Below are 12,078 nucleotides of genomic sequence, written 5' to 3'. Positions count from 1 at the left end.
TTTGGAGGAGCCCCCACTTGGACGATCTCATCGCCATCGCGCCGGATCAGCTCGTAGAGCGTCACGCGAAGCCCGGCATGTCGCTGCTAGCCGTGCTGCACGCGATTCAGGACGAACTCGGCTACGTGCCGCCTGCCGCAGTCGCGCCGCTCGCTCGCGTGATGAACCTGTCGCGCGCGGAAGTGCACGGCGTCATCACCTATTACCACCATTTCCGCACGCAGCCGACTGCGCCCGTTACGGTGCAACTGTGCCGCGCGGAAGCCTGCCGCAGCATGGGCACCGAAGCGCTCGCGCAGCATATCGAGTCGCATACGGGTTGCCGTTTCGACGCCGCGCATGAGGCGGGCGCCGCGGTGGAACTGGAGTCGGTGTATTGCCTTGGCCAATGCGCGCTGTCGCCCGCAATGATGGTGAACGGCACGCTGCACGCCAGAGTCACGCCGCAAAAATTCGACGCGATTTTCGCGGCCGCCAGCAAATGCGTGGAGGTGACGGCATGACCCGCATCTATGTTCCCCGCGATTCCTCGGCGCTTGCGCTCGGCGCCGATGCGCTGGCCGACGCGATCAAAGCTGAAGCCGCGCGCCGCAGCATCGCGATAGAGTTGGTCCGCAACGGCTCGCGCGGCTTGCTCTGGCTCGAACCGCTCGTCGAAGTGCAAACGGCTGAAGGCCGCGTCGGTTACGCGAACGTCGAAGAAAGTGACGTCGCCGCGCTGTTCGATGCCGGCTTTATCGACGGAGGCGAGCATGCTCGCCGCGTCGGCGTGGTGGACGAGATTCCGTATCTGAAGAAGCAGCAGCGCCTGACGTTCGCGCGCATCGGCATCACCGACCCGCTTTGCACCGACGACTACGTCGCCCACGGAGGCCTCGAAGGTCTGCGCCAGGCTTTGCAAACCGACGGCGACGCCGCCTGCGAAGCGTTGATCGAATCGGGCCTGCGCGGACGCGGCGGAGCGGCCTTCCCGGCCGGTATCAAATGGCGCACGGTGCGCGCTGCCAGGGCTCCCCAGAAATACATCGTCTGCAATGCGGACGAAGGCGACTCCGGCACGTTCTCCGATCGCCTCGTGATGGAAAGCGATCCGTACGTGTTGATTGAAGGAATGATCATCGCGGGCGTCGTGACCGGCGCGACGGCCGGCTACATCTACGTACGCAGCGAATATCCGCATTCGATCGCCACGCTCGAAACGGCGATCGCCAAAGCCCGCGCCGCCGGATGGCTCGGCGACAGCGTGCTCGGCTCCGCGCATCGCTTCGAGCTGTTCGTCGCCAAGGGCGCCGGGTCATATGTATGCGGCGAGGAAACCGCGCTGCTCGAATCGCTCGAAGGCAAGCGCGGCATCGTCCGGGCGAAGCCGCCGGTGCCCGCCCTCGTCGGCCTCTACGGTCAGCCGACGGTGATCAACAACGTCATCACGCTGGCTACGGTGCCGATCATCTTCGCGCGCGGCGCGGCGTTCTATAAAGACTTCGGCATGGGCCGTTCGCGCGGCACGCTGCCCTTCCAGCTCGCCGGCAACATCAAGCAAGGCGGTCTGGTCGAACTCGCGTTCGGCGTGACGCTGCGCGAACTGGTCTACGACTACGGCGGCGGCACGGCAAGCGGCCGGCCGGCGCGCGCGGTGCAAGTGGGCGGCCCGCTCGGCACCTATCTGCCGGAAAGCCAGTGGGACATTCCCATGGATTACGAAGCGTACGCGGCGGTCGGCGCCGTAGTCGGTCACGGCGGTCTCGTCGTGCACGACGACACGTCGAACCTCGCCGAGCTCGCGCAATACGCGATGCACTTTTGCGCGATCGAATCGTGCGGCAAGTGCACGCCGTGTCGCATCGGTTCGACGCGCGGCGTCGAGGTGATCGCGCGGATCCGCAACGGCGATACGTCCACGCGACAAGTGCAGTTGCTGCGCGATCTGTGCGACACGATGGTGTCCGGCTCGTTGTGCGCGATGGGCGGAATGACACCGTATCCGGTGCTGTCCGCGCTCGACCATTTTCCTGAAGACTTCGGTCTCGCCGACGTTTCCACCGACGCACCGAAAGCTGCGGCCTGAACGAGGAGCCCAACCATGTCAGACATGCTCAACTCACCTGCCGGCGGCTGCGGCTCCGGCAACTGCGCGTGCAAATCGCAAGCGCAAGCGCGCGCGACCCGTTCGCCCTTCGACGAAACCGATTACGGCACGCCCGAGCGTCATGCCGACATCGACGTCACGCTGGAAATCGACGGCCAGGCGGTGACCGTGCCGGCCGGCACTTCAGTGATGCGCGCCGCGGCCGAAGCCGGTGTGAATGTGCCGAAGCTCTGCGCAACCGATTCGCTGGAACCGTTCGGCTCATGCCGTTTGTGTCTCGTCGAGATCGAAGGCAAGCGCGGCTATCCGGCCTCGTGCACGACGCCGGTCGAAGCCGGCATGAAGGTGCGCACGCAAACCGATCGTTTGCAATCGCTGCGCCGCAACGTGATGGAGTTGTATATCTCCGATCACCCGCTCGATTGCCTCACCTGTCCCGCGAACGGCGACTGCGAGTTGCAGGACATGGCGGGCGTCACCGGTCTGCGCGAAGTGCGCTACGGTTTCGACGGCGCAAACCACCTGAAGGACCAGAAGGACGAATCGAACCCGTACTTCACCTACGATCCGGCGAAATGCATTGTCTGCAATCGCTGCGTGCGGGCGTGCGAGGAAACCCAAGGTACGTTCGCACTGACCATCGCGGGGCGCGGTTTCGAATCACGCGTGGCGGCCAGCGAAAACCAGCCGTTCATGGAGTCCGAGTGCGTGTCGTGCGGCGCGTGCGTCGCCGCATGCCCGACCGCGACGTTGCAGGAAAAGACCGTCATCATGCTCGGTCAGTCTGAGCATTCGGTCGTCACGACGTGCGCGTACTGCGGCGTCGGCTGCTCGTTCAAGGCCGAGATGAAAGGCAACGAGGTTGTGCGCATGGTGCCGCACAAGAATGGCCAGGCGAACGAAGGCCACGCCTGCGTGAAGGGCCGCTTTGCGTGGGGCTACGCGACGCACAAGGACCGCATCACGAAGCCGATGATCCGCGCGAAGATCACCGACCCGTGGCGCGAAGTGAGCTGGGAAGAAGCGATCAATTACGCGGCTTCGGAATTCCGCCGCATTCAGGCGAAACACGGCCGCGATTCGATCGGCGGCATTACGTCGTCGCGTTGCACGAACGAAGAAACGTATCTCGTGCAGAAGCTCGTGCGCGCCGCATTCGGCAATAACAACGTCGACACCTGCGCGCGCGTGTGCCACTCGCCGACCGGCTACGGCCTGAAGACCACGCTCGGCGAATCGGCGGGCACGCAGACGTTCGCCTCCGTCGATAAAGCCGACGTCATCATGGTGATCGGCGCAAATCCGACCGACGGCCATCCGGTGTTCGGCTCGCGCCTGAAGCGCCGGGTGCGCGAAGGCGCGAAGCTGATCGTCGTCGACCCGCGGCGCATCGACATCGTGGATACGCCGCACGTGAAGGCGTCGCATCATCTGCAGTTGCGTCCGGGCACCAACGTGGCGATCGTCAACGCGCTTGCTCACGTGATCGTGACCGAAGGCCTGCTGAACGAAGCGTTCATTGCCGAGCGCTGCGAAGGGCGCGCGTTCGAGCAATGGCGCGATTTCGTCGCGCTGCCGGAGAATGCGCCGGAAGCGACGGAAGCCGTAACCGGCGTACCGGCTCAGGACGTGCGCGAAGCCGCGCGCATCTATGCGACCGGCGGCAACGCCGCGATTTACTACGGCCTCGGCGTCACCGAACACGCGCAAGGCTCGACGATGGTGATGGGCATCGCCAATCTCGCGATGGCCACCGGCAACATTGGCCGCGAAGGCGTCGGCGTGAATCCGCTGCGAGGCCAGAACAACGTGCAGGGTTCGTGCGACATGGGCTCGTTCCCGCACGAACTGCCGGGCTATCGCCACATCAGCGATACGATCGTGCGCTCGCAGTTCGAGGAAGCGTGGAATGTCACGCTGCAAACGGAACCGGGTCTGCGCATTCCGAACATGTTCGACGCCGCGCTCGACGGCAGTTTCAAGGGCCTCTACTGCCAGGGCGAAGACATCGTGCAGTCGGACCCGAACACGCACCATGTGTCCGCGGCTTTGTCGTCGATGGAATGCATTGTCGTACAGGATATTTTCCTGAACGAGACCGCGAAGTACGCGCACGTGCTGCTGCCCGGCTCGACGTTCCTCGAAAAAGACGGCACGTTCACCAACGCCGAACGCCGCATCTCGCGCGTTCGCAAGGTCATGCCGCCGGTGCCGGGTTACGCCGACTGGGAAGTCACGGTGTTGCTCTCGCGCGCGCTCGGCTATGAAATGGACTACGCGCATCCGTCCGAAATCATGGACGAGATCGCGCGTCTCACGCCGACCTTTCACGGTGTGTCGTACAAGAAGATCGACGAACTGGGCAGCATCCAGTGGCCTTGCAACGAGAACGCGCCGGACGGCACGCCGACCATGCACATCGACACATTCGTGCGTGGCAAGGGCAAGTTCGTGATTACGAAGTTCATCGCGTCGCCGGAAAAAGTCACGCGCAAATTCCCGCTGCTGCTCACGACCGGGCGCATCCTGTCGCAGTACAACGTGGGCGCGCAAACGCGCCGCACCGAGAACTCGCGCTGGCACGACGAAGACCGGCTCGAACTGCATCCGCACGACGCAGAAGAACGCGGCATCAAGACGGGCGACTGGGTCGGCATCGAGTCGCGCGCGGGACAAACCGTGTTGCGCGCGAAGGTCACCGAGCGGATGCAGCCGGGCGTCGTCTATACGACGTTCCACTTCCCTGAATCGGGCGCCAACGTGATCACCACCGATAGCTCGGACTGGGCGACCAACTGTCCGGAATACAAGGTGACCGCGGTGCAGGTGATGCCGGTCGAACAGCCGTCCCAATGGCAGAAGGAGTATTCGCGCTTTAACGCGGAGCAGCTCGATCTGCTGAAGCAGCGCGAGCTGGCCAACGTGACATCGGGTAAGTGAGGCGAGCCATGGACACTCAGAATCTGATCGACATGGCAAACCGCATCGGCGATTTTTTCGATTCGATGCCGGATCGCGAAGAAGCTGTGACCGGCGTCGCCGATCATATCCGCCGCTTCTGGGAGCCGCGCATGCGGCGCGCGTTGCTGGCGTCGCTCGATGCGCCGGACCCGGGCGGCATCGCGATGTCGGATATCGTCAAGGAAGCGCTCGTCAAACATCGCGAGCGCCTGACGCCTGCGGAGCCTTCCATCGCATGAAACGGCGGCGGCCGGCGGCTTTATAAAGCCGTCGGCTCGGGTATTTGCCCACCCGGCGTGAACCAGGTTTCGCAATGCCGCAACAGGCCGTTCAGATCCGAGCCGTTGCGCCCGCGGGCGCTGATGTAGCCATCGGGCCGCACCAGATAGAACGACGGCCGCGTCCGTCCATACGATTCCGCTAGCGACGGACCGCCGTCGCCGGTCGTGTCCGTCACGCGCCAGATGCGCACGGCGCCAGGCAACAATCTTTCCACTTCAGCAGCGAGACGCTCGACTTCCGCGTCGGGCGGCGGCGCGTGTTTCGCTGCGGGATCGAGCGGCGTTTCGTCGACCGGCAATGGCGGCACGAGCAGAAACAGCGAGAAAAACGCAGGGTCGTGCAGATCGTAAATGCAGCCGATGCCGGGCGCGCGTCCAAGCGGACCGTCGACCACATGCACCACCGCATCCGGCGCGCGCTCGCCCGCGCGCGGCCCGCCGTCGAGCACCCGCTCAAGTGTGAGCGGACTGCGCCGGTACTGGATCGATAATTCGCTGATGGTCGAGCGCGCGGCGTCGCGCAACGGACCGAGCGCGGCGAGAACCGGCATCACGCGTTCGCGCAGCAGCTTGAGCGGTCCATGATCGGCCTCGGCCATCTGCGTAATAAAGCCGGTTTGGCGCAGCACATCGCGTTCAATGGGATGCCGTTCGAGATGGTACGTGTCGAGCAGCCGATCCGGCGCCGCACCCTTCAATACGCGCGCGAGCTTCCAGCCGAGATTGAACGCTTCCTGAATGCCCGTGTTCATCCCCTGCGCGCCGGCCGGGCTGTGCACATGCGCGGCGTCGCCGGCGAGGAAAATGCGGCCGACACGCAGCCGCTCCACCATCCGGCTGTTCAGGTGGAAATACGACGACCACGCCAACTCCGATACATCGACGCGTTCATGCACGCGCCTCGCGAGCAGCGCCTTGCATTCTTCGAGTGACGGCGCGCTTACGCGGTTCAGCGGAGGTTCGCCGAGCACGACCGGCGAAAGCGGCGCAGCGGCAGCGACCGGCTCCACCGCATGATCGGCGATCAGCCGATGCCGTCCGTGGCCCATTGGAAACAGCGCGACGAGACCCTCGCCGGAAGCGAAGATATGGAACTCGTCGTCGGGCCAGTCGGTTTCGGCGTGCAGATCGGCGAGCAGGAAAGTCTGCTCGAGCGTCTTGCCCGCGAAGCTCAAGCCCAGCCCGTGACGAATCATGCTGTGCGCGCCATCGGCGGCGATCATGTACGACGGGCGCAGCGTCTCCGTATGGCCGTCGGCGCGCCGCAGCGTCGCCTGAATGCCGACGGAGCCCTGTGAAAACATCGTGAGTTCGACGCCCCGCTCGATCGTCACGCCGAGCGTCGCGAGATGCTCGGTCAGCAGACGCTCAGTCACCGACTGATCGAGAAACAGCAGATACGGATAGCGCGTGTGCAGCGGATCGAAGTCGAGCTGCGCGAGGCGCATGCCGTTGGAAAAAAGATTGGCGACGCGAGCGCGATGGCCCAATTCGAGAAACCGCTCAACGAGCCGATGCTGTTCGAGCAGTTCGAGCGTGCGCGCCTGAATGCCGATTGCCCGCGAATAGGGGTTCGGCTGCATCGCGCGGTCGATCAGACGCACGGGAATGTGAGCGCGTGCGAGACTCATTGCGGCGGCCAACCCCGTCGGACCTGCCCCGACGATCAAGACCGGCGACGCATTGTTTGCAGCAGCGTCCATGCGAAACTCCGCAGACCTCAGTGCGCTCTAGTGTACGCCGCGCGCCCGCGCGCCGAACGGCGCGCTGCATCAATTGCGCGGCTTACTGCGCATACGGTTTGGGGGCCTTCCCGAGCGCCCGCTTCGGACGTTCGCGTGCACGCGTCAGTGCGCGTGCGGCGAATGATCCATCGCGCAACGGTGATCGGTCGTACCGAGGTCGACTTGCAGTGTTGCGTGTTGCATCGAAAAGCGTTCGCGCAGCGCGAGCACGATGCCATCGAGCCGTTCGTCGCCGGGATGCCCCGCCGGCATCACCAGATGCACGCTGAGTGCGTTGCCGGTCGTCGACAGCGCCCATACGTGGAGATCGTGCACGTCCTCGACGCCCGGCTGATCGGCGAGATAGTCGTGGATGCGTTGCAGATCGACGCCTGAAGGCACGGCATTGAGCGCGAGGCGCACCGAATCGCGCAGCAGGCTCCACGTCCCATACACGACGACAGCGACCACGAGCAGGCTCATCAGCGGGTCGAGCCACGTCCAGCTGGTGTAGAGAATCACGAGGCCGCTTATCGCGACCGCCGCGGAGACGCCGGCATCGGCTGCCATGTGCAGAAACGCGCCGCGAATGTTCAGGTCTTCCTTCTGGCCACGCATGAAGAGCCACGCAGAAATCCCGTTGACCACCATGCCCACTGCCGCGACCACGAACACCGCCAGCCCCGCCACGGGCGCCGGGTTCATCAGGCGGCCGATCGCTTCGGCGACGATCACGCCGCACGCGAACAGCAGCAGCGCCGCGTTCGCCAGCGACGCGAGAATCGACGAGCTGCCGAAGCCGAATGTATAGCGCGCCGAAGGACGGCGCGTCGCGAGCCAGGCCGCGCCCCATGCGAGCAGCAGGCCGAGGACGTCGGAGAGATTGTGGCCCGCGTCGGCGAGCAGCGCCGTGGAATGCGCGAGCACGCCATACAGAGCCTGAATCACGACGATGACGACGTTCAGCGCAACGGCCAGCGCGAACGCGAAGCCGTGGCCTGCGACGGGTGCGTGGTGATGGTGATGGCCGGCGTGATCGTGATGTCCGGCGTGGCCGTCGCCGTGGTCGTGGTCGTGGCCGTGACCGTGGTCGCGACCGTGGCCGCCGTCGTGGCTGTGGTCGGACGCGTCACGCCACGAACGCGCGTGTTCATCTTCCCGTTGTTCAATTTTTTTCATGGCAAATCCAATGCGTCATGGCGGGCCGGTTCGGCCTCGTCCGAAATCAACGTTTCTGTTGAACCTAACCGCCAGTATTGCAGGGAATAAGTCGACTCCCCGAACAAGTGGCCGAAGTCCGGTGGAAGCACTCGCTCGCCGTGGTGGCAGAAGTGAGGAAGAAGCCCTAGCAGCGCTCATTCCTGGCATACATGTGCGCAGGTGTTCACGAGCCAGGCGACACCCGCACGACGGGACAAACCGGGCGAGGTCCGGCGAGTGTGGGAAAATGCGGCCTCTGCCTCACCCGAATGCCATCCCCGTCATGCAACCTGTATTTGACCGCGCTTTCGCGGCGCATCGTGACGGCCGCCTCGACGACGCCGAACGCGGTTACCGCGCGACGCTCGACGGCGATCCCGCGCACGTCGATGCGTTGCACCTGCTGGGCGTGCTGCGCCATCAGCAGGGCCAGCACGCCGAAGCCGCCGAGCTGGTGCGGCGCGCGGTCAACCTGCGCCCGCAAGACGCCGCGCTGCAACTGAACCTCGGCAACGCGCTGAAGGCGCTCGGCCAGATCGACGAGGCCATCGACCAGTTCCGCAACGCGCTCACGCTCGCGCCGTCTTTTCCGATGGCCCACTACAACCTGGGCAACGCGTATGCGGCGGCGGGCCGTCACGAAGACGCCGCGGACGCGTTCCGCCGATCGTTGCGCCTGCAACCTGAAGACGCGTCGTCGCACAACAATCTCGGCAACGCGTTGCACGCGCTCGGGCGTCACGAGCAAGCCATTGCATCGTTCCGGCGCACGCTGGAACTGCGTCCCGGCCACGCCGGCGCGCTCAACAACATGGGTATGTCGTTGAATGCGCTGCACCGCGCGGACGAAGCCATCCCCTGCTTCCAGGCGGCGCTCGCCGCGGAGCCGCGCTTTGTCGCCGCACATTTCAATCTCGCCAATACGTTCGATGCCACCGGCCGTCACGCGGAAGCCGTTGCGTCGTTCGAAGCGGCGCTCGCGCTGCAACCGAACCTGCCGCCGGCCATCTTCGGCATGGGCAACGCACTGACCGCGCTCGGGCGTCATACGCAGGCCATCCCGTATCTCGAACGTTCCGTTGGGCTCGATCCGCAATTCGCGCTCGCCTGGCTGAGCCTCGGCACCGCACATCAGGCGCTGGGCGCGCATGCCACCGCCGTGCGCGCATTCGATCAGGCGCTGCGCGTGCAGCCCGATCTCGCGTCCGCGCACATGAACCGCGCGCTCGCGTGGCTAGCGCTGGGCGATTTCGCGCGCGGGCTGCCGGAATACGAATGGCGCTTTCAGACCGTCGCTGAAGCGGCAATCGAAACGTTGCCGCGCTGGCATGGCGAGCCGGTCGAACAGCGCACGCTGCTGATCCATGCCGAGCAGGGTTTCGGCGATACCTTGCAGTTCGCGCGCTTTGTCCCGCTGGCCGCGCAACGTGCGGCGCGCGTGGTACTCGAAGTGCAGCCGCAATTGCTGCCGCTGCTCGAACCGGCCGCGCAGGCGTGGCGCGTGACATTGATTCCGAGAGGCGCGCCGCGCCCTGCCGCCGATCTGCAATGCCCTCTCTTGAGCTTGCCGCTCGCGCTCGGCACGACGCTCGACACCATTCCTGAGCGCACACCCTACCTCAGCGCGCCGCCCGCGTATCGGCGCAAATGGCGCGGCTCGCTCGGCGGCCAGGCGAAGCGCAAGATCGGGCTCGCGTGGTCGGGACGCATCCAGCAGAACGAAACGCGTTCGATGCCGCTCGCCGCGCTCGACCCGCTCTTCGCGATCGAAGGCATCGACTGGATCGTGCTGCAGCCCGATCTCAGCGCCGACGAATGCGCCGCGCTGGACGCGCATCCGCGTGCCGCGTCGATTCATCGGTTCGATAAACGGATTGGCAATTTCGCCGACACCGCGGCGATCATCGAGCGGCTCGACGCGGTGGTTTCGATCGATACGTCGATTGCTCACCTCGCCGGCGCGTTGCGCAAGCCGCTGTGGCTGATGCTGCCGTTCGCGCCCGATTGGCGCTGGTGTGCCGGCGACACGCGCAGCCCGTGGTATGCCAGCGCGACCCTGCTGCGTCAGCCGCGGCCCGGTGCATGGCGTGAGGTGGTCGAGGCGGTGGCGAAGGAATTGCGCCGCGGCTAACGGCTCGCTGGCGTTGTTGCGGCATTCAGAAAAAAACCCCGCGTTCTCTCGAAGAGCGCGGGGTTTTTGTTTGCCCTGACCGCGCGATGCGTCAATACACGGCGCGAACTCAGGCCGCTCTGAATTGATCGCGCGATTCGGGCGTGCGGTACAACACGAGCGTCGCAATCAGACCGCAGATCGCCGCCGCGCCGAGAAACAGGCCCGGCGCGGCCTTGTTGCCGGTGGAGTGAATCAGCAGCGTCGAGATAGCGGGCGTGAAGCCGCCGATCGTCGTCGCAAGGCTGTAGGCGAGCGAGAAGCCCGCAGTGCGCACTTCGACCGGCATGACTTCGGTGAGCGCCACGACCATCGCGCCGTTATAGCTGCCGTACAGGAACGACAACCACAACTCGACGGCGAGCAGACGCGCGAACGACGGCTCGGCGACGAGCCATTGCAGCGCCGGATAAGCGGTGACGATGGTAAGCGCCGTGAAAGCCAGCAGCACCGGACGACGGCCGATACGGTCCGACAGCGCACCCGCGAGCGGCAGCCAGATCAGGTTCGACAGGCCAATACAGACGGTGACGACGAGCGTGTCGATCGACGACAGTTTCAGCACTTCCTTGCCGAAGGTCGGTGTGTAAGCCGTGATCATGTAGAACGACACGGTGGTCATGATGACCATGCCCATACCGCCGAGCACAGTGACCCAGTTCGCGGCCATGCTCTTCATGATCTCGCCCATGCCCGGACGATGCTTGCGCGCCGAAAACTCTTCGGTTTCCTTCAACGAGCGGCGAATGATGAACAGGAACGGCACGATCAGGCAGCCGATCAGGAACGGCACGCGCCAGCCCCACGCACCCATCTGGTCGGCAGGCAGCATCTTGTTGAGCATGACGCCGAGCAGCGCGGCGAACACCACCGCGACCTGCTGGCTGCCGGACTGCCACGCGCAGTAGAAACCCTTGTGCCCCTTCGTCGCGATCTCCGACAGATACACCGAGACGCCGCCCAGCTCCACGCCGGCGGAGAAGCCTTGCAACAGGCGGCCGAGCAGCACGAGCACCGGTGCGAGCAGGCCGATCGTCGCGTAGCCGGGAATGGACGCCACCGTGAGCGTGCCGAGCGCCATCAGCCCTAGCGTGAGGATGAGGCCCTTGCGCCGTCCGTAATGGTCGATATAGGCACCGAGGACGATTGCGCCGAGCGGACGCATCAGGAAGCCGGCGCCGAACACCGACAGCGAGAGCATCAACGATGCGAATTCGCTGCCGCTCGGGAAATAGGTCTTGGCGATCGCGGACGCGTAGTAGCCGTAGACCATGAAATCGTACATCTCGAGAAAGTTGCCGCTGACCACGCGGAAGACTGTCTTGACCTTGGATTCTTGCGACGAGGAGATAGCGTGTGACGCTGTAGACATGACGTTCTCTGATAAGCCGGCGCCGCACAAACCGGCGGCGATCTGGCAGTTGAAACGATCCACCGCGTTGAGCGGGCGGATGCCACAGGCAAATGAATGAGGAATGAGCCGCGCCGGGGGCGCCGAATTCTGAGGCAAAAGACACTCGCGCGGTATCAGGGTAAACGTTGTAAGTCCGCCGGAGCCCGCGCCGCGTAATGTTACCGTCGATGGCACTGTTGCGTATGCCCTACATTTTCATTACGGCCGGCGCCGTCGCTCGCGGCCGTTAAAATTGCGCCATG

At 64.9% G+C, this 12,078-nt stretch carries 8 protein-coding genes; 5 read left to right on the top strand and 3 right to left on the bottom strand.

The window, feature by feature from the left end:
• Window positions 1-17 precede the first annotated feature (17 nt).
• From C0Z16_RS05295 to C0Z16_RS05280, 4 genes are read left to right on the top strand one after another with little or no spacing between them, the layout of a single operon-like run.
• On the top strand, window positions 18-503 hold the full coding sequence (locus C0Z16_RS05295) for an NAD(P)H-dependent oxidoreductase subunit E (RefSeq protein WP_102631145.1): 486 nt from the start codon (window positions 18-20) through the stop codon (window positions 501-503).
• Window positions 500-2,065, top strand: coding sequence for a formate dehydrogenase beta subunit (locus C0Z16_RS05290; RefSeq protein ID WP_102631144.1), 1,566 nt, complete (start codon window positions 500-502; stop codon window positions 2,063-2,065). The genes C0Z16_RS05295 and C0Z16_RS05290 overlap by 4 nt, the downstream gene beginning before the upstream one ends.
• 15 nt (window positions 2,066-2,080) lie before the next feature.
• Window positions 2,081-5,026 (top strand): formate dehydrogenase subunit alpha, encoded by a 2,946-nt coding sequence (gene fdhF, locus C0Z16_RS05285; RefSeq protein ID WP_102631143.1) that lies wholly within the window; start codon window positions 2,081-2,083, stop codon window positions 5,024-5,026.
• A gap of 8 nt (window positions 5,027-5,034) precedes the next feature.
• A complete protein-coding gene (locus tag C0Z16_RS05280) occupies window positions 5,035-5,286 on the top strand; it encodes a formate dehydrogenase subunit delta (protein ID WP_102631142.1) in 252 nt (83 codons plus the stop codon).
• A 20-nt stretch (window positions 5,287-5,306) separates the two neighbouring features.
• Here the strand turns inward: C0Z16_RS05280 and C0Z16_RS05275 are convergent, their stop codons facing one another.
• Both C0Z16_RS05275 and C0Z16_RS05270 read right to left on the bottom strand, forming a co-directional pair.
• Window positions 5,307-7,031: an FAD-dependent monooxygenase gene (locus C0Z16_RS05275; protein WP_102631141.1), complete on the bottom strand. Its 1,725-nt coding sequence runs from the start codon at window positions 7,029-7,031 to the stop codon at window positions 5,307-5,309.
• A gap of 144 nt (window positions 7,032-7,175) precedes the next feature.
• A complete protein-coding gene (locus tag C0Z16_RS05270) occupies window positions 7,176-8,231 on the bottom strand; it encodes a cation diffusion facilitator family transporter (RefSeq protein WP_102631140.1) in 1,056 nt (351 codons plus the stop codon).
• Between the two features lie 304 nt (window positions 8,232-8,535).
• Between C0Z16_RS05270 and C0Z16_RS05265 the strand changes: the two genes are divergently transcribed.
• Window positions 8,536-10,383: a tetratricopeptide repeat protein gene (locus tag C0Z16_RS05265; protein WP_102631139.1), complete on the top strand. Its 1,848-nt coding sequence runs from the start codon at window positions 8,536-8,538 to the stop codon at window positions 10,381-10,383.
• A 109-nt stretch (window positions 10,384-10,492) separates the two neighbouring features.
• On the opposite strand, the gene tcuC is transcribed toward C0Z16_RS05265, so the two are convergent.
• A complete protein-coding gene (tcuC, locus tag C0Z16_RS05260; protein WP_102631344.1) occupies window positions 10,493-11,794 on the bottom strand; it encodes an MFS transporter in 1,302 nt (433 codons plus the stop codon).
• Window positions 11,795-12,078 lie beyond the last annotated feature (284 nt).

Source organism: Paraburkholderia rhynchosiae, assembly GCF_002879865.1.
GTDB classification, from domain to species: Bacteria; Pseudomonadota; Gammaproteobacteria; order Burkholderiales; family Burkholderiaceae; genus Paraburkholderia; species Paraburkholderia rhynchosiae.
This window is presented reverse-complemented; position numbering and strand designations above follow the sequence as displayed.